The organism is Tepidimonas sp. (assembly GCF_029335975.1).
Classification (GTDB): Bacteria; Pseudomonadota; Gammaproteobacteria; order Burkholderiales; family Burkholderiaceae_C; genus Tepidimonas.
The window spans coordinates 1-18,072 of record NZ_JARJMT020000030.1 but is presented as its reverse complement, the minus strand read 5'-3'; the positions used below and the strand labels follow the sequence as shown (position 1 = coordinate 18,072).

Genomic DNA, 18,072 nt, shown 5'->3' with positions numbered 1-18,072 from the left:
GCGCGGCCCCGAGCCGCGTTTTTGTTTTCAGGACCCTGACCCATGATCCAGATCACGCTTCCTGACGGTTCGCAGCGCGCCTTCGATGCGCCGGTCACCGTTGCCGAGATCGCGGCAGCCATCGGTGTCGGCTTGGCCAAGGCGGCGGTGGCGGGCAAGGTGCAGACTGCCGACGATGCTGCGCCGCGCCTGGTGGATACCGCCTACCGCGTCGAGCGTGACGCGCGGGTGTGGATCGTCACGCCCAAGGATCCCGAGGGGCTGGAAATCATCCGCCACTCGACCGCGCACCTGTTGGCCTATGCGGTCAAAGAGCTCTACCCCGATGCGCAGGTCACCATCGGCCCGGTCATCGACAATGGCTTTTATTACGACTTTGCCTACAAGCGGCCCTTTACACCCGAGGATCTGGTCGCCATCGAGAAAAAGATGGCCGAGCTTGCCGCCAAGGACGAGCCGGTGGTGCGCCGGGTGCTGCCGCGAGACGAGGCCGTGGCCTATTTCAAGGGGCTGGGTGAGCATTACAAGGCCGAGATCATCGGCAGCATTCCAGCAGGGGAAGAGGTCAGCCTCTACCGCGAGGGTGCCTTCGAGGACCTGTGCCGCGGCCCGCATGTGCCTTCGACCGGCAAGCTTAAGCATTTCAAGCTCATGAAGGTGGCTGGCGCCTACTGGCGCGGCGATCACCGCAACGAGATGCTGCAGCGCATCTATGGCACCGCCTGGGCGAGCAAAGAAGATCTACAGAAGTACCTGACCTTGCTGGAAGAGGCCGAGCGGCGCGACCATCGCAAGCTGGGCAAGGAGCTGGATCTGTTCCACATCGACGACCATGCGCCGGGTTTGGTGTTTTGGCACCCCAAGGGCTGGACGCTGTGGCAGCAAGTCGAGCAGTACATGCGGCAGGTCTATCGCGACAACGGTTACCTAGAGGTCAAGGGCCCACAGATTTTGGACAAAGCCCTGTGGGAGAAGACCGGCCACTGGGACAAGTACCGGGACAACATGTTCATCACCGAGAGCGAGAAGCGCGACTATGCGATCAAGCCGATGAACTGTCCGGGGCATATCCTGATCTTCAAGCAGGGCGTCAAGAGCTACCGCGACCTGCCGCTGCGCTATGGCGAGTTTGGCCAGTGCCACCGCAACGAGCCCAGCGGCGGCCTGCACGGCATCATGCGTGTGCGCGGCTTCACGCAAGACGATGGGCATATTTTTTGTACCGAGGATCAGATCCTGCCGGAGTGCGACGCGTTTACACGGTTGCTCAAGAAGGTCTATGCCGACTTTGGTTTCACCGAGATCCTGTACAAAGTCTCGACGCGGCCAGCAGCGCGCATCGGCTCGGACGAGCTGTGGGACAAGGCCGAGGCTGCGCTGATGCAGAGCTTGCGCGACTCGGGTTGTGACTTTGTCATCTCCGCAGGGGACGGCGCTTTTTACGGCCCCAAGATCGAATACACCCTCAAGGATGCCATCGGCCGCGAATGGCAGTGCGGCACCATCCAGGTGGACTTCAACCTGAGCGAGCGGCTGGACGCTGAGTACGTGGCCGAGGACGGCAGCCGCCAGCGTCCCGTCATTCTCCATCGCGCCATCGTCGGCAGCCTGGAGCGCTTTATAGGCATTCTGATCGAGCAGTACGCGGGCGCTCTGCCAGCGTGGCTCTCGCCGATCCAGGTGGCCGTGCTCAATATCACCGATGCGCAATCCGACTACTGTGGCGAAATTGCCAAAACGCTTCAGGATCAAGGGTTTAGGGTGGCGCTGGATCTTGGCAACGAGAAGATCACCTATAAAATTCGCCAACAGGCGTTGCAAAAAGTGCCCTACATCCTGGTCGTTGGCGACAAGGAGAGGGCCGCTGGGACGGTTGCCGTGCGTGCGCGCGGCAATCAAGATCTCGGCGTCATGCCACTGGCAGACTTTGCCCAGCGCCTGCGTTCGGACATCGCGTCCAAGCATTGACAAAGGAACCACACCATCGCTACCGCCCGCCCTAGCAACTTCCGTGACCGTCGCCAGCGCGAGGAGCGCCAGCACCGTTTGAATCGCGAAATCACCGCGCCCGAGGTTCGCCTCACCGGCCCCGATGGGCAACAAATCGGTGTGGTCTCCCTTCAAGAGGCGCTGCGCATGGCCGGCGACCTCGACGTCGATCTGGTCGAAATTGCGCCGATGGCCACCCCGCCGGTGTGCCGCCTGATTGATTACGGCAAGTTCAAATACGCCGAGCAGAAGAAGGCGGCCGAGGCCAAGGCCAAACAAAAGGTCATCGAGGTCAAGGAAATCAAATTCCGGCCTGGAACCGATGAGGGCGACTACCAGGTCAAGATGCGCAACATCCGCCGCTTCCTGGAGGAGGGCGACAAGTGCAAAGTGACCCTGCGCTTCCGCGGGCGCGAGATCACCCACCAGGAGCTGGGCTTGGCGTTGCTGGAGCGCATCCGCACCGAACTGGGCGACAGCATCGTGGTCGAGCAGTTTCCCAAGCTGGAAGGGCGGCAGATGATCATGATGATTGCCCCGTCGCGCAAAAAAGGCGCGGGCGCTGGCAAGGTGGAGGCGGCAGCGCCTGCGGCCTGATCGGCGTCAGTCGGGCCTGTGCCGCTGCGGGCAGGTCTTAGCGTGCCGATCTTCTGTATCCGGATGGCGGCTGTTGCTATAATTGCAAGCTTTGCGAGCAGCGCTGATTCACCATTGCACAGCGTCGTTTGACGCATGCTGCGATGTACGGCGGCGCGCGAAGTCGGCTCGGGCACTCCCGAGCGACGCCACAAGTGGCTCGGGGCCAACAAGCCCCCGGCAGCAAACCGGGGCGCCTCGCGAGCACAACTCAACAGGAAGCAGTCACCATGCCCAAGATGAAGACCAAGAGCAGCGCGAAGAAGCGTTTTCGCGTTCGTCCCGGTGGCACCGTCAAGCGGGGTCAAGCGTTCAAGCGCCACATCCTGACCAAAAAGACGACCAAGAACAAACGCCAATTGCGTGGTGCGGCCAACGTCCATGAGACGAACATGGGCCACATTGCGCAGATGATGCCCTTTGCCGGCCTGTAATGGGCGGCGGTACCCCCGTAACGAACAAGGAGTAAACCATGCCTCGCGTCAAACGTGGCGTCACCGCGCGTGCCCGCCACAAGAAAGTGCTCGCCCTGGCCAAGGGTTTCCGCGGCCGCCGCAAGAATGTGTTTCGCATCGCCAAGCAGGCGGTGATGAAGGCGGGTCAGTACGCCTACCGGGATCGTCGCGCCCGCAAGCGCGTCTTCCGTCAGCTCTGGATTGCCCGCATCAACGCTGGCGTGCGCGAGCTGGGGCTGACTTACAGCCAGTTTGCCAATGGTCTGCGCAAAGCGGCCATCGAGATAGACCGCAAGGTGCTGGCTGACCTTGCAGTCAATGACAAAGCGGCGTTTGGCGCCATCGTCGAGCGTGTCAAGGCCCACTTGCAGGCCCAGGGCGCAGCGACGGCCGCCTGACGTTCCAGGCTGCCCACTCGGGCGGCCGTCCGTCTATTCACGGGTCAGTCTCCACGGGTCAGTCGCCTTGCGCGCTGGCCCGTTCGTTTTTTGGGGCAAAGCGGGCCCCGCAACGGATACCGCATGAACGATCTCGAAACCCTGCTGCAGTCGGCGCGCGAGCAATTCGCGCAGGCCCAAACCCCCAACGACCTGGAAAACGCCAAGGCGCGCTTTCTGGGCAAGGGGGGCGTGATCACCGAGCGCATGAAGGGGCTTGCGGCGCTGAGCCCCGAAGCCAAGAAGACGGCGGGTGCTGCCATCAACCAGGCCAAGCAGGCCATCGAGGCTGCGTTGCAGGCGCGCCGTGCCGAGCTGGCTGAGGCCGAGTTGCAGCGCCAATTGGCCGCAGAGGCACTGGATGTGACATTGCCTGGCCGCCAGCGCGGCCAGGGTGGTCTTCACCCTGTGAGCCTGACGTTGGAGCGCATCGAGGCCATCTTCGGTTCGATGGGTTTCGAGGTCGCCGATGGGCCGGAGATCGAGAGCGACTGGTTCAACTTCACGGCGCTCAACACCCCGGCAGACCATCCGGCGCGTTCGATGCACGACACTTTCTACGTCGAGGGCGGCACGCCCGAGGCGCCGTTGTTGCTGCGCACCCACACCAGCCCGATGCAGATCCGCTATGCGCTGCAGCATGTCAAACGCGCGCGCGCCGCGGTCGGCGACGATGAGACGGGTCTGTTCGCCGGCGATATGCCGGAAATCCGCGTCATCGCGCCAGGGCGCACCTACCGAGTGGACAGCGACGCCACACACTCGCCGATGTTCCACCAGTGCGAGGGCCTCTGGATCGGGCGCAACGTCAGTTTCAAGGATCTCAAGGTCGTCTTTACGGCTTTTTGCCGCACCTTTTTCGAGACCGATGACCTGTTGCTGCGCTTTCGGCCGAGCTTCTTTCCGTTCACCGAGCCGAGTGCCGAGATCGACATCCAGTTTGCCAGCGGCCCGCTGGCCGGGCGCTGGTTGGAGGTGGCCGGCTCTGGCCAGGTGCACCCCAACGTGGTGCGCAACATGGGCTTGGACCCGGAGCACTACATTGGCTTTGCCTTTGGCATGGGGCCGGATCGGCTGACCATGCTGCGCTATGGCGTCAACGACCTGCGCTTGTTCTTTGATGGCGACCTGCGCTTCCTATCGCAGTTCCGTTGAGGTTGAAAGAAAGAGCCCCCGATGCAATTCCCTGAATCCTGGCTGAGGACTTTTTGCAATCCTCCCCTCGACAGCCGCGGGCTGGCCGAACTGCTGACCATGGCGGGTCTGGAGGTCGAGGAATGTGAGCCGGTGGCGCCGCCTTTTGCTCGCGTGGTGGTGGGCGAGATCCTGAGCGCTGAGCCGCATCCCAATGCCGATCGGCTGCGTGTCTGCCGTGTCGATGTCGGGCAGGGCGAGCCGCTGCAGATCGTCTGCGGCGCGCCGAATGCGCGCGCCGGCATTCGCGTTCCGTGCGCGCTGGTGGGCGCTGTGCTGCCACCGGGCGCGGACGGCCGGCCATTCGAGATCCGCGTTGGCAAGCTGCGCGGGGTGGAGAGCCACGGCATGCTGTGTTCGGCGCGCGAGCTGGGCCTGTCGGACGATCACGGCGGGCTGCTGGAACTCGCCGCCGATGCGCCGGTCGGGCGCGATCTGCGCGAGGTGCTGGCGCTGGACGACCGCATCTTCACGCTCAAGCTCACTCCCAACCTGGCGCATTGCCTCAGCGTCCATGGCGTGGCGCGCGAAGTGGCGGCGCTGACCGGCGCGCCGTTGCAAGCCCCCGCGATCACACCAGTGGCGCCGCGCCACGATGCGGTGCTGCCGGTGCGCATCGACGCGCCGGACCTGTGCGGGCGCTTCACCGGCCGCATCATCCGCGGCATCGACCCCACGGCCAAGACCCCCGATTGGATGGTGCAGCGCCTGGCGCGCTGCGGCCAGCGCAGCATCTCGGCGCTGGTGGACATCTCCACCTACGTGATGTTCGAGCTGGGCCGCCCGTCGCATATCTTCGACCTGGACCGCATCCACGGTGGCCTGCAGGTGCGCTGGGGCCGCGCGGGCGAGACGCTGGAGCTGCTCAACGGCCAGACCGTGACGCTGGACGAGACGGTGGGTGTCATTGCCGATGACCGCGGCGTGGAGTCGCTGGCGGGCATCATGGGCGGGCAGGCCACCGCGGTGTCGAACGCCACGCGCAATGTTTACGTGGAGGCGGCGTTTTGGTGGCCGCGCGCGATTGCGGGGCGCGCGCGCCGCTTCAATTTCAGCACGGACGCCGGCCACCGCTTCGAGCGCGGCGTCGATCCGAGCACCACACGCGAACACATCGAGCGCATCACACAGCTGATCTTGGAGATCTGCGGCGGCGAGGCCGGCCCGATTGACGACCACGTCGTCAACGTGCCGCAGCCCAAGCCGGTGACGCTGCGCGTGGGGCGCGCGGCCCAGGTGATTGGCATGCCGCTGACGCAGGCCGAGTGCGCCGAGCCGCTGCGCCGGCTGGGGCTGGAGGTGGCCGAAGGTGACGGCAGGCTGACGGTCACGCCGCCGCCGTACCGCTTCGACTTGCAGATCGAGGAGGATTTGATCGAGGAGGTGGCGCGCGTCATCGGCTATGACCGGCTGCCGGATGCGCCCCCGTTGGCCCCGGTGGTGCCGCGCGCACGGCCCGAGGCCCAGCGCAGCCCCTATGCGGTGCGGCGCCAGCTCGCGGATTTGGGCTATCAGGAGACGATCAACTTCAGCTTCGTTGAAGAACGTTGGGAGCGCGACTACGCGGGCAACGAGGCGCCGATCCGGCTGCTCAACCCGATCGCCAGCCACCTGAGCGTGATGCGCTCCAGCCTGATCGGCAGCCTGCTGGCCGTGCTCAAGTACAACACCGACCGCAAGGTGTCGCGCGCCCGCCTGTTCGAGATCGGGCGCGTGTTTCGCCGCGATCCGGCGGTGCCGGACAGCGACACGACCGTGGCGGGCTTGGATCAGCCGCGCCGCCTGGCCGGGCTGGCGTGGGGCGGCGAGTCTACCCTGCAATGGGGCGTACCTGCCCGGCCGGTGGATTTTTACGACGTCAAAGGCGATGTGCAGGCCCTGCTGGCGCCGCGCCGTCCGGTGTTCGAGCCGGCGCAGCACCCCGCCTTGCATCCGGGGCGCTGCGCCCGCGTATGGCTTGACGGTCGTCCCGTGGGCGTGGTTGGAGAATTGCATCCTCGCTGGTGCCAGGCCGAGGGTTGGACCCAGGCCCCGGTGCTGTTCGAGCTGGACTGGGATGCGGTGGTGGAGCGCCCGGTGCCCCAGGCCCAGCCGTTGGGCCGGCACCAGCCCGTGCAGCGGGATGTGGCGGTGGTCGTGCGGGAGGCCGTGACCCACGCCGAGCTGATGGCGGCGATCGAGGCGGTCGAGCAGCCGTGGCTGCGCGAGGCGGTGCTGTTCGACGTCTATCGGCCCAAGGCGGGTGCGGCCAGCGCTGCCCTGGCCGAGGGCGAAAAGAGCCTGGCCGTGCGCCTGACGCTGGAGCGCCACGACGCCAACCTGACCGACGAGGAGATCGAGGCCGTCGTGCAGGCTGTGTTGGCGTCGCTGCAACAGCGCGTGGGCGCCCGCTTGCGGGCCTGACCGCCGAGCGGTCGACGGTCGTAGCGCTCCTGCTACGATTGATGCCATGGCCACGCGCAAACCCCGCATGCAACCCGAAGACGCCGGCGATGGCGCCACCTTGACCAAGGCCGAACTGGCCGAGCGGCTGTTCGACCGCATTGGCTTCAACAAGCGCGAGTCCAAAGACATCGTCGATGCTTTTTTTGCGCTGATTGCCGAGCGCCTGATCGCTGGGGAGGATGTGCGTATCGCCGGCTTCGGGCAGTTTCAGGTGCGCATGAAAGCGCCGCGCCCGGGGCGCAATCCGCGCACCGGCGAGCTGGTGCCGATCGAGGCGCGGCGCGTGGTGACGTTCCACGCCTCGCCCAAACTCAAGGCTGCGATGCAGGGCGAGGGCGCGGCGGCCGCCAGTGACCCGGATCGATGAGGCCGGTGGCCAGCGCCACCCCAGCCAGGATGACGATGCCGCACCCCACCATCCAGGGGGTGATGGCCTCGCCCAACAGCAGCGCGCCGTAGCCGATGGCAAACACCGGGATCAGGAAAGTCACCGTGAGCGTCTTGGCGGGCCCCGCGGCTTCGATCAGCCGAAAATACAGCAGATAAGCCAGCGCGGTACAAAACACACCGGCCGCCGCGACCGCCGCCCAGGCACCGGCACTGGCCGGCTGTGCGGGCCAGGTCCACAGGCTGGGCAGCAGCAGGCCCAGGGTGGCGCCGAATTGGCTGCCGGCGGCCGTTGCCAAGGGCGGAATGCCCATCAAGTATTTTTTGGTGTAGCTGGCCGCTACGGCATAGAGGATGGCGGCGCCCAGGCAAGCCAGCACGGCCCAGCCCGTGCCACCGGGGGTGAAGCTGGCCTTGTTCCACGACAGCAGTGCGACCCCGAGAAAACCCAACCCCAGCCCCAAGGACCGCCCGCGCCCAGGGCGATCGCCCAACCACAACCAGGCCACCAGTGCGCCGAACAGTGGGACAGTGGCGTTCAGGATGGCCGTCAAGCCGGTGCTGATCGACAGCACGGCATAGGCAAACAGTCCAAAAGGAATGCCGGCGTTGATCAGCCCGACGAACAGAATACGCCCCGCATGGGCCCGAAACGCGCGCCAGTGGCCGCTGAGCACCAGGATCGGCAGCAGCACTGCGCCCGCCACGGCCACACGCAAGCCGGCAGTGGCCACCGGGCCGAACTCCAGGGCTGCCTGGCGCATGAACAGAAAGGACGACCCCCACAGGGCTGCGAGAAACAAAAATTCGGCCGCAAGCTTGGGCGACATGACGGGGATCGGATGGAGTAACGACACCCCGGCCGTCGCGGGCTAGGGTGGGCAAGAGGGGCGAAGACGACAAGCGCACATCATACGCCCTCCTACAATCGGCACACTGTCACACAGACAACTCGAGTGCTCGCATGCTCATGACCGATCCGACCCTCGCGACCCAGGCCCGCCGCCCGCTGCCTGCCCACGCCTTCAAGGCCTACGATATCCGGGGCGTGGTGCCCGACGTGATCGACGAAGCCTTTGCCCGGGCGCTGGGGCGTGCCTTTGGGGCCCGGGCCCGTGTGGCCGGCGAGCAGACCGTGGCCGTCGGGCGCGATGGACGGCTGAGCAGCCCGGCCCTGGCCGCCGCGCTGGTCGATGGGCTGCTCGACGCCGGCGTGGACGTACTCGACATAGGCATGGTGACCACGCCTATGCTCTACTTTGCGGCGGCTACGCACTGCCGCAGCGGCATCCAAGTCACGGGCAGCCACAACCCCAAGCATCACAACGGCTTCAAGATGGTGCTGGCGGGGCGCGCCATCTATGGCGACGAAATCCAGGCCCTGCGCGAGGCCATGGCGTGCGGCGTGGCGCCAGCGTCCGCGCGCGGCCAGGTGCGTCGATTGGACATTCAGCCAGAGTACATCGCGCGCATCGTCGGGGACGTGCGGCTGGCGCGTCCGCTCAAACTCGTCATCGACTGCGGCAACGGCGTCACGGGTGCATCCGCCCCCGCGCTGTTCCGGGCGCTGGGCTGCGACGTCACGGTGCTGTATGGCGAGGTCGACGGCGAATTTCCCAACCACCACCCCGACCCGTCCAAACCCGACAATCTGCGCGATCTGATCGCTACCCTACAGCGCACGGGCGCCGATCTGGGGTTTGCCTTCGACGGCGATGGCGACCGCTTGGGCGTTGTCACCCCCAGCGGCCAGAACATCTTTCCCGACCGGCAGCTGATGCTGTTTGCGGCCGATGTATTGTCGCGCGTTCCGGGCGGCACGATCGTGTTCGACGTCAAGTGCAGCCAGCGGCTGGCGCCGGCGATCCGTGCGGCGGGTGGCATACCACTGATGCATCGCACCGGACACTCCCTAATCAAGGCCAAGATGCGTGAGGTCAGCGCGCCGTTGGGCGGCGAGATGAGCGGCCACATCTTTTTTCAGGAACGCTGGTATGGCTTCGACGACGGCAGCTACGCCGGTGCACGCCTGCTCGAGATTCTGAGCCGCTACGCCGACCCGGGCAGCGTGCTCGACGGCTTGCCCACCAGCTACTCGACGCCGGAGCTCAACGTCGCTTGTGCCGAGGGTGAACCGCACCGGCTGGTGGCCGAGCTGCAGCGCACGGCGCGCTTCGACCCACCCGCCGAAGTCAGCACCGTCGACGGCCTGCGGGTGGACTGGCCGGATGGCTTTGGGCTGATCCGGGCCTCCAATACCACGCCGGTGCTGGTGTTGCGCTTCGAGGGGCAGACGCCCGAGGCGCTGGCGCGCATCGAGAGCGAGATGCTGGGCTGGCTGCGCCGTGTCAAGCCCGGAGCGGTGGTAGGCGACGCGGCCCATTGACGCCCCATCCGTGCAGGAACCCGCCGTGTCCTCCGTCATCCCCGCCACTCTCACCCCGGACCCCAACCCGGAGGTCATCGTCTTCAATCTGAAACGGCGTTACACCGGCGTGTCGGCCACTGTCAATGCCCTGGTGCCCATCCAGGCGCGCCAGTGGCGGCTGGCCTACTGTGGGACGCCACTGCCGCACGGCATGCCCGGCCTGACGCTGCGGCAGGCCATCGCGCTGTCGCGCCGAGCACCGGCGGGCCGGCCGTTTCGCATCTGGCATGTGCGCCGTGACCACGAGATGGCCGCTGGCCTGTGGGCGCGCGACGTGCTGCGGCTGCCGGTGCGGCTGGTGTTCACCTCCGCGGCGCAGCACCGCCACGGTTGGTTTCCGCGCTGGCTGATCAGCCGCATGGACGCGGTGGTCGCTACCACGCAGAAGGCGGCGAGCTTTGTACCGAACACCACGGTGGTGGTGCCGCATGGCATCGACCTGGCGCGCTTTGCGCCGCCGCCGGACAAGCTCGCGGCCTGGGCCGACAGCGGCCTGCCGGGGCGTTTGGGCGTTGGCGTGTTCGGGCGTGTGCGGCCCGACAAGGGCACCGACGTGTTCGTCGACGCGATGATCGCTGCGCTGCCGCACCTGCGGGAGGTGACGGCGGTGATCGCTGGCCGGGCGATGCCGCAGCACGAGGCCTACCAGCGCGCGCTGCAGGCGCGCATCGACGCAGCGGGGCTGTCGCAGCGCATCCGCTTCCTGGGAGAAGTACCAGCGGCGGAGGTGCACCGCTGGTACCAGCGCTGCCTGGTCTGTGTGGCCTGCCCGCGCTACGAGCCGTTCGGTCTGACGCCGTTCGAGGCGGCAGCGTGTGGCTGTGCTTTGGTGTGCTCGCGCACCGGGGCGTTCGAAGATTTGGTGCAGCCCGGTGTCAACGGCGCGCTGGTGGACACTGGCGATGCGGCGGGGCTTGCTGCAGCGCTGCGGCAGGTGCTGGCCGATCCGCAGGCTGCGGTGCGCATGGGGCAGGCCGCGCGGGCACGGGTGGTCGAGCACTTTTCGCTCGAGCGCGAGGCAGCGGGCATCGGGGCGGTGTATACCCGGTTGTTTCAGCAGGGGTAGGCGTCGGTCAGGCGGATCCGTCTTCGGACCAGTACTCGGCGATCCAGGTCGCTGGCCGGTTGTAATGACGCAAGTGGCGCAGCAACCCGCCCTCGCGCTGGCCGCGCAGGCCGGCTAGTGCGTGAGCCCAAGGCCGCAGGGCCGCAGCCCCGGCGTGCCAACGGCCGGCGATCGCATCAGGCGGGTTGAGTGGCCCAGGGAAAATCACGATGCGCGCGCGCCGCGGCAGTCGCGGCGCGATCCAGTAATTGAGCGGGAAGGGCGGGATGCAGTGCATCTTGAAGTGCGCCACCCAGCCGCGTGGCCAAAATTTCACCCCGCCTGGCGCATGGCGGGTGACGAAGCGCTGCTCGAAACGGTAGCGGTCGGCAATGCCTTGGGGATCCTGCAAAAAGCGCTCGCGCAACGGGGCCAGTTTGCCTACCGGAAACCGGAAAATCGACGTCTGGCCGAGCCGCTCGAAAGGGGTGTTGGGGTTGTGTGCGAGAATCACATCGTCAGGCTGGCCGAAGGTGAAGAAGTCGTCCATCGGGCCGACGATCACGACGTCGAGGTCGAGAAACAACACGGGGCCACGCAGGCCGTAGAGCTCCTGATGCCACAGCCGCGATTTGCCCCAGATACCGAAGGTGTTGCGGGGCAGCTCACAGCCCAGCTCGGGCAGCGGCAGGCAGTGCACCTCCGGGCGGATGTGTTGGGGATCATCGGTCAGACAATAAAAGCGAAACGGCGGGCGGGTGTGTCGCGCCACCATGGCATACAGCCGATTGACATACTCGGGGCCATATTTGGTCCCCCAGCGGATCGTCAGGAATTGTTTATCCATGTGCCTGGATGGTATACGAAGACCTGAGTCGGAGCGCCGGCTGTGAAAGTCGTCATGATGGTGCATAGCCGGCAGCTTGGCGGGGCCGAGCGGCACGCCCTGATGCTGGCCACCGCGCTGCGCGAGCAAGGGTGTGAAGTGGTGCTGGTGGGACCCGCGACGGGCTGGCTGCTGCCCAGGGCTGCCGACCGCGGGCTGCGCTGCGTGCCCTTGGCGATGCGCGGCCGGTTCGATGCGCTGGCGGCTTGGCGCTTGGCCCAGCTGCTGCGCCGGGAACGGCCCGTCCTGTTGCATGCACACCTGACCCGCTCGACCCTGTACGCGGCATGGGCGCGCGCCTGGTCGGGGGTGCGTTGCGGACTGGTGGCCACGGCCCATGCCACCAGCGCCTACCGGCATTTCGAACGCGCCGATCGGGTGATCGCGGTCTCGCACGCGGTGGCGGCTGCATTGCGCCGCCACGGACTGGGGGGCGCACGGGTGGTGACGGTGCACCACGGCTTGCCGGATCCCGGCTGGGATGGCGAAGCGGCCATGGGTCGCGCAGCGCTGCCACCGCGGGTGCGGTTTGGCATGTTGGCACGTTTCGTGGCCGACAAGGGGCACGATACGGCGTTGCAGGCCTTTCAGCGCCTGCTGCAGCGACGCGAGATTGCAGCGGAGCTGCATCTGGCCGGTGACGCCACAACGCCCTGGGGGCAGGCGATGCGGGAGTTGACCGAGCGTCTCGGGCTGGGCGCTTCGGTAGTCTGGCACGGGGTGACGGCAGATCCGCTGGGCTTTCTGCGCGGTCTCGATGTCGCGCTCGTGCCCTCGCGGCGCGAGGCTTTTGGTCTGACGGCGCTCGAGGCCATGGCAGTGGGCCGCCCGGTGCTGGCCAGCGACCTGGGGGGACTGCCCGAGGTGGTCGAGGACGGCGTCACGGGCCAGCTGCTGCCTGCGCAGGACGCGGCGGCCTGGGCCGAGGCCATGGCGAATCTGGCGCAGGATCGAGCGCGTTGCCAGGCCTGGGGCCAGGCCGGGCGGCGGCGCTTTCTAGAGCACTTTACCCTCGACCACATGCTGCATGCCACGCTCGATGTCTACCATGCAGTGGCAACGGACGCGAGAGGCTGAGACATGGCGACCGTGGCCGGATTCGATATTTTGATGTACCACCAGGTGGGCCCGTTTGCGCCGATGCGCGAACATCGGGCCACGTACTGCCATGTCGACCGCTTCCGCGCCCAGATGGCGTGGCTGAAACGACTCGGCTGCTACGTCTGCTCGCTGCAGGAGGCGTGGCGCGCGTTGCAAGCCGGCTGCCTGCCGCCGCGCGCGGTGGTGCTCACGTTTGACGACGGCTACGAGAACTTCCGCCAGTATGCCTGGCCGGTACTGCAGGAATACGGCTGGACGGCGTCGGTGTATTTGATTGCTGGCGCCATAGGGGGGCGAGCCGAATGGCTGCTGCAAGCCGGACATGAGGCCGCACCGCTGCTGGACTGGCCAGCCATTCGCGCCTTACGACGCGAAGGTGTGCACTTCGGCTCGCACGCGCTGCATCACATCCGGCTTGCCGCCCTGCCGCCGCTGCGCCAACGCCGCGAGCTGCAGGTCAGCCGCCTGCGGCTGGAGGATGGGCTGGGCGAGGCGGTGACGGAGATCTGCTACCCCTATGGCAACCACGACCGCGTCACACTGGAAGCGGCGGCCGAGGCGGGTTACCGCTTGGGCGTGACCTGCCTGCGGGCCCGGGTGCGTGCCGGCTGGGATCCGCTGGCGCTGCCGCGCAAGGCAGTGTCCTATGGGGACTCGGTGCTGGGCGTGGCTTGGAAACTGCTGTGCAAAAACGAGCCCAAGCATCCCGCCGTCATGCGCGCGGGTTTCGTTGCTGCCGCAGCCGCATGACGGCCACCCCGCCTTCCCCCCCATGGGCGTATCGCCTGCTGACGGTGCTGATGGCACCGCTGGTGCTGGCTCGCTTGGTCTGGCGCGGCCGGCGCGAGCCGCGTTACCGCCAATTCCCTTGGCAGCGGCTGGGGTACTATGGGGCCGAGGTGCCGGCCGATGGCACCGGAATGGTGTGGATTCACGCGGTCTCTTTAGGGGAAACCCGGGCCGCCGGGGTGTTGATCACGGCGCTGCGCCAGCGTTGGCCGCAGGTTCAGGTGCTGTTGACCCACAGCACCGCCACCGGGTGGGAGGAAGGCCGCCGCTGGTTGCGGGATGGCGACCGGCAAGTCTGGCTACCATGGGATACGACAGCGGCCTGTCGCCGTTTTCTGCGGCGCTTTCGGCCCCGAATCGGCTTGCTGATGGAGACCGAAGTCTGGCCTAACCTGGTGGCGCAGGCGCGTGCGGCCGGAGTGCCACTGTGGCTCGTCAATGCGCGGCTGAGCGCGCGCTCGCTGCAAAAGGCGCAGCGCTGGCCGTCGCTGGCGGCGCAGGCCTATGGCGGACTGTCTGCCGCCTGGGCGCAGACACAGGACGATGCGCAACGCCTGCGTCGACTGGGCGCGCCAGTGGCGGGCGTCATGGGTAACCTGAAGTACGACGCCGCGCCAGAGCCAGCGCTGCTGAAGCAGGGCCAGGCGTGGCGCCAGCGGTTAGCAGATCACCGGCCGGTGGTGTTGCTGGCCAGCAGCCGTGAGGGCGAGGAACTGGCGTGGCTGCAGGCCGCGCTGCGTCACGCGGCGTTGGCGGAACTGCGCTGGCTGATCGTGCCGCGCCACCCTCAGCGTTTCGATGCGGTGGCGCGCCAGTTGGAAGGGCACGGCTTTCGGGTTGGCCGGCGCAGCAACTGGCCGACCGGCTTGCAAGACAAGGCCTGGGAGACCGTGCGGCAGGCCGATGTGTGGCTGGGCGATTCCATGGGCGAGATGGCGTCGTATTACGCCCTGGCCGACTGGGCGCTCATGGGCGGCAGCTTCCTGCCCTACGGTGGGCAAAACCTCATCGAGGCGCTGGCGTGCGATTGCCCAGTTCTGCTGGGACCACATGTGTTTCACTTCCAAGAGGCCGCCCAGGCGGCCCAGGCGGCGGATGTGGCGCAGCCGGTGCGCGACATGGAGGAGGCGGTCGTCCGCTCGTTGGCGTGGGCGCGGCAACCGACGGCTTGGCCCGAGCAGGCCCGAAAGCAGGCCGCCGCTTGGCTGGCCCAACACCGGGGCGCGGCGCAGGGCCTGCTCGACGCCTTGGCCAACGAGCTGTTGGAGATGAAAGGCAGCCCGCCCCCCTTTGTGGGGGGGGTGATCGGGGCGCCGTCAGCGCGCCTGGAGCAGCGCGTTGATGGGCTGTAGGTCCTCAGGCCTGAGCACCCCAGCCGCCTGGCGCAAGCGCAAGCTGCCCACCAACACGTCGTAGCGCGCCTTGGCCAGCTGGGCCTTGGTCTGGTAGAGCTGGCTTTGCGCATTGAGCACATCGATGTTGATGCGTACGCCCACCTGGTAGCCCAGCTGGTTGGCCTCCAGCGCACTTTGGCTGGACGCCTCGGCGGCTTCCAGGGCCCGCACCTGGCCCAGGCCCGACTGCACGCCGAAGAAAGCGGCGCGAGTGGCTTGACTCACACCCCGCGCCGCACCCTCGACGTCGTTGCGCGCTTTGTCTTCGAGTGCCACGGCTTCTTTGATCCGGTTGTCCAGGGCGCCGCCGGTGTACAGCGGCAGGTTGAACTGCACGCCGATGCTGGCCGTCTGGTTGCGCAGATACCCAGGGATAGTGGCGACCGACGACGGCGCGCGTGCAAACTGGTATTGCGCCACGGCGTCCAACGTCGGTCCCTTGGCCGCTTCGGCCTTGCGGACTTCCAGACGGGCCACATCGAGCGCCGCCTGGGCGGCGCGCACGCTCGGATGCTCGGCCACCGCGCGCTGAACCCATGCGTTGACATCATCCGGCGCCAGTGCAGGCAGGTTGACAGGGGTGGCTAGCCGCCACGGTTCGGTGCCGCTGCGGCCCACCAGTTGGTCCAGCGCCAGCTTCTTGACGCGCAGATCGTTCTCGGCCGCGATTTCTTGCGCGACGACCAGATCGAAGCGCGCTTGGGCTTCGCGCGTGTCGGTGATGGTGGCGGTGCCGACTTCGAAGTTGCGCCGGGCAGCCGCCAACTGTTCACTGACCGCGGCCTTTTGCGCCCGTACGAAGGTCAGCGTATCCTCCGCGCCCAAGACGTCGAAGTAAGCCTGCGACAGCCGCACGACCAAATCTTGTTCAGCCGATTGCAGCTGGGCTTCGGCCGCCTGCAGCGAACGCTGGGCCTGTTCGACTTCCAGCTGGTTGCCGGGGCGGTACAGCGGCTGGGAGGCCGCCAGACGCACCGTCTGGTTGTTGAAGGTGTCGTTGAGCGCCGAGGCAGAGCTGTCGCGGCGGTTGACGAAGGCCTCGGCCGACAGGCCGACCGAGGGCAACACCCGGGCGCGGGCTTGCTCCGCTTTGGCGCGGTTGGCCTCGAACTGCGCCTTGGCAGCCAGGTAGGCCGCGTCATAGCGCTGAGCCGCTTCCAGCAGCGATTGCAGGCTTTGGGCATGCGCCGTACCCGCTATCGCGGCCAGAGGGCCGACCAGCAAAGCCGCTGACCAACGCAGGGCCCGGGCGGCGGGCCGATGGGGCACCCAGGATGGAGCGAATTTCGGCATGGCGTGCAGTCCCTGGAATGATTGATACAGGCGGGAGTATATGACGAATGGCCAAATCACGCAGTGCCACACAATCAGTACTGTGGAACCGAGGGGTCGACTTCCGTCGTCCAGGCGTGGATGCCTCCGGCGATGTTGACGACATTTTCGTACCCCTGCCGGTGCAAAAAGAACGCCACCTGGGCGCTGCGCCCGCCATGGTGGCACAGGCAGGCAATAGGCCGTTCGCGCGGCAGCTCGCTCAAGCGCATGGGGATGCTGGCCATCGGCATGTGGCGCAGCTCGAAGCCATCTGGGCGCACGCTGGCGGTCTGCACTTCCCAGGGCTCGCGCACATCCAGCACGATGGGCTCGGTGTCCGGAGTTTGCGCGCGGCTGCGCTGCAGCCAGTCGGCCAATTGTGCAGGGCGGATATGGGGCACCATGGCGGTGGTCTCAGAAGCGGAAACGGGCGGGTTCCGGGAAGTTGCGCAGGCGCGGGATCACGATGTCCCAGGGCTGCTCGCTGTGGTAGCTGGCTTCGCCGGTGCGCTGCACCAGGGTGGCACGCATGATGGGCTCCTCGCCGACCACCGCAAACAGCCGGCCGCCCACGCGCAGCAACTCCAGCAAGTCAGTGGGCACTTCAGCGACCGAGCCGCTCAGTACGATCACATCGTAGGGGGCTTCGCTGACGCAGGGCGCAAAGCGGCCGGCGGCGGCATCCGCCGTTTTGACTTGCACATTGCCGATGCCCGCGCGGGCAAGGTTGGCGCGCGCCATGTCGGCCAAAGTCGGGTTGATCTCAAGCGTGAGCACCTGGCGCGACAGGCGGCCGAGCAGCGCCGCCATGTAGCCAGAGCCGGTGCCGATTTCCAGCACATGGTCGGTGGGCTTGAGGGCCAGGTCTTGCAGGGTGCGGGCCTCGACCTTGGGTGCGAGCATGCATTCGCCTTCGACGGCCGGCTGCGACAGCGGGATTTCCAGATCGGACAGGGCAAGGGCCTGGTAGGCGGGTGGCACGAAGGTCTCGCGCTTGATCTGGCCGAGCGATGCCAGCACCCGCGCGTCGAGCACCTCCCAGGGCCGGATCTGCTGTTCGATCATGTTGAAGCGGGCTTTCTCGAAATCGAACGCGGTGGCGCTCATGCCGTACTCCTGTGGGTATATCTGACGGGCAATGCGATCAATTTTACCGAAGCACGGGTCGCGGTCGTGGGCCGGGGGCCATACTCAGCCACTGCGCTCCAGCAGTGCGCGCAGGCGGTAGAGGGCGTTCAGCGCATCGCGCGGACTCAGGGCGTCGGGATCCAGTTCGGCCAGTTGCTGCAGCACGGGGTGTTCGCTGGCCATGGTGGGTTCGGGCTCGGGCGCGGTGGCAAAGAGGTCGATCTGCTGCTGCGCGCGGGCGCTTTCGGCCGCCAGGTGCGCCAGGGTGTGGCGGGCGTGCTGCACGACGGCAGCCGGCACGCAGGCCAGGCGAGCCACCTGCACCCCATAGCTGCGGCTGGCTGGGCCCGGCTCGATCTGGTGCAGAAAAACGATCTCGCGGCCTTTGCCTTCGACCGCGCTGACATGCACATTGACCGCTGCGGGGTGGCGCGCGGGGAACTC

17 protein-coding genes and 1 pseudogene are annotated in these 18,072 nt (G+C 67.0%); 12 read left to right on the top strand and 6 right to left on the bottom strand.

Going from position 1 to position 18,072, the window contains the following annotated elements; all coding sequences use genetic code 11:
* Positions 1-42 precede the first annotated feature (42 nt).
* The 7 genes from thrS to P3W97_RS01570 all read left to right on the top strand — a co-directional run bounded on the left by thrS (position 43) and on the right by P3W97_RS01570 (position 7,523).
* The gene (gene thrS, locus P3W97_RS01600; protein ID WP_300843218.1) at positions 43-1,968 is read left to right on the top strand and encodes a threonine--tRNA ligase; all 1,926 of its coding nucleotides are present in this window, start codon (positions 43-45) and stop codon (positions 1,966-1,968) included.
* A 15-nt stretch (positions 1,969-1,983) separates the two neighbouring features.
* On the top strand, positions 1,984-2,586 hold the full coding sequence (infC, locus tag P3W97_RS01595) for a translation initiation factor IF-3 (RefSeq protein WP_300843230.1): 603 nt from the start codon (positions 1,984-1,986) through the stop codon (positions 2,584-2,586).
* Between the two features lie 269 nt (positions 2,587-2,855).
* Complete coding sequence (gene rpmI, locus P3W97_RS01590; protein ID WP_068608969.1) at positions 2,856-3,059, top strand: 50S ribosomal protein L35; 204 nt, start codon at positions 2,856-2,858, stop codon at positions 3,057-3,059.
* A gap of 38 nt (positions 3,060-3,097) precedes the next feature.
* Positions 3,098-3,478, top strand: coding sequence for a 50S ribosomal protein L20 (gene rplT / locus P3W97_RS01585; protein WP_300843217.1), 381 nt, complete (start codon positions 3,098-3,100; stop codon positions 3,476-3,478).
* A gap of 123 nt (positions 3,479-3,601) precedes the next feature.
* Entirely contained in the window at positions 3,602-4,672 is a 1,071-nt protein-coding gene (gene pheS, locus P3W97_RS01580) for a phenylalanine--tRNA ligase subunit alpha (protein ID WP_300843216.1), read from the top strand.
* Between the two features lie 21 nt (positions 4,673-4,693).
* Entirely contained in the window at positions 4,694-7,114 is a 2,421-nt protein-coding gene (gene pheT / locus P3W97_RS01575; RefSeq protein ID WP_300843215.1) for a phenylalanine--tRNA ligase subunit beta, read from the top strand.
* A 46-nt stretch (positions 7,115-7,160) separates the two neighbouring features.
* Positions 7,161-7,523 carry an integration host factor subunit alpha gene (locus P3W97_RS01570; RefSeq protein ID WP_300843214.1) on the top strand — a complete coding sequence of 121 codons (363 nt, stop codon included), beginning with the start codon at positions 7,161-7,163 and terminating at the stop codon, positions 7,521-7,523.
* Here P3W97_RS01570 and P3W97_RS01565 read toward each other — a convergent pair.
* On the bottom strand, positions 7,468-8,373 hold the full coding sequence (locus P3W97_RS01565; protein WP_300843213.1) for a DMT family transporter: 906 nt from the start codon (positions 8,371-8,373) through the stop codon (positions 7,468-7,470). The genes P3W97_RS01570 and P3W97_RS01565 overlap by 56 nt on opposite strands.
* 134 nt (positions 8,374-8,507) lie before the next feature.
* On the opposite strand from P3W97_RS01565, the gene P3W97_RS01560 reads away from it, so the two are divergent.
* Positions 8,508-9,929, top strand: coding sequence for a phosphomannomutase/phosphoglucomutase (locus tag P3W97_RS01560; RefSeq protein ID WP_300843212.1), 1,422 nt, complete (start codon positions 8,508-8,510; stop codon positions 9,927-9,929).
* Between the two features lie 25 nt (positions 9,930-9,954).
* Complete coding sequence (locus P3W97_RS01555; protein WP_300843211.1) at positions 9,955-11,037, top strand: glycosyltransferase family 4 protein; 1,083 nt, start codon at positions 9,955-9,957, stop codon at positions 11,035-11,037.
* Between the two features lie 7 nt (positions 11,038-11,044).
* Here the strand turns inward: P3W97_RS01555 and P3W97_RS01550 are convergent, their stop codons facing one another.
* Complete coding sequence (locus tag P3W97_RS01550) at positions 11,045-11,863, bottom strand: glycosyl transferase (RefSeq protein ID WP_300843210.1); 819 nt, start codon at positions 11,861-11,863, stop codon at positions 11,045-11,047.
* A 42-nt stretch (positions 11,864-11,905) separates the two neighbouring features.
* On the opposite strand from P3W97_RS01550, the gene P3W97_RS01545 reads away from it, so the two are divergent.
* Genes P3W97_RS01545 through P3W97_RS01535 form a run of 3 tightly spaced genes read left to right on the top strand, consistent with a single transcriptional unit; the run spans position 11,906 to position 15,144 of the window.
* Complete coding sequence (locus P3W97_RS01545) at positions 11,906-12,979, top strand: glycosyltransferase family 4 protein (protein ID WP_300843209.1); 1,074 nt, start codon at positions 11,906-11,908, stop codon at positions 12,977-12,979.
* A 3-nt stretch (positions 12,980-12,982) separates the two neighbouring features.
* Positions 12,983-13,753: a polysaccharide deacetylase family protein gene (locus P3W97_RS01540; RefSeq protein ID WP_300843208.1), complete on the top strand. Its 771-nt coding sequence runs from the start codon at positions 12,983-12,985 to the stop codon at positions 13,751-13,753.
* Positions 13,750-15,144 (top strand): 3-deoxy-D-manno-octulosonic acid transferase, encoded by a 1,395-nt coding sequence (locus P3W97_RS01535; RefSeq protein WP_300843207.1) that lies wholly within the window; start codon positions 13,750-13,752, stop codon positions 15,142-15,144. The genes P3W97_RS01540 and P3W97_RS01535 overlap by 4 nt, the downstream gene beginning before the upstream one ends.
* Here the strand turns inward: P3W97_RS01535 and P3W97_RS01530 are convergent.
* The 4 genes and pseudogenes from P3W97_RS01530 to P3W97_RS01515 all read right to left on the bottom strand — a co-directional run.
* Entirely contained in the window at positions 15,109-16,479 is a 1,371-nt protein-coding gene (locus P3W97_RS01530; protein ID WP_300843206.1) for a TolC family outer membrane protein, read from the bottom strand. The two genes, P3W97_RS01535 and P3W97_RS01530, sit on opposite strands and share 36 nt — an antisense overlap.
* A 74-nt stretch (positions 16,480-16,553) precedes the next feature.
* Complete coding sequence (locus P3W97_RS01525; RefSeq protein WP_300843205.1) at positions 16,554-16,904, bottom strand: rhodanese-like domain-containing protein; 351 nt, start codon at positions 16,902-16,904, stop codon at positions 16,554-16,556.
* Positions 16,905-16,914: 10 nt separating this feature from the next.
* Positions 16,915-17,607: a protein-L-isoaspartate O-methyltransferase gene (locus P3W97_RS01520; RefSeq protein ID WP_300843204.1), complete on the bottom strand. Its 693-nt coding sequence runs from the start codon at positions 17,605-17,607 to the stop codon at positions 16,915-16,917.
* 84 nt (positions 17,608-17,691) lie between these two features.
* A pseudogene (locus P3W97_RS01515) lies at positions 17,692-18,072 on the bottom strand (DNA mismatch repair protein MutS); the annotation flags it as partial.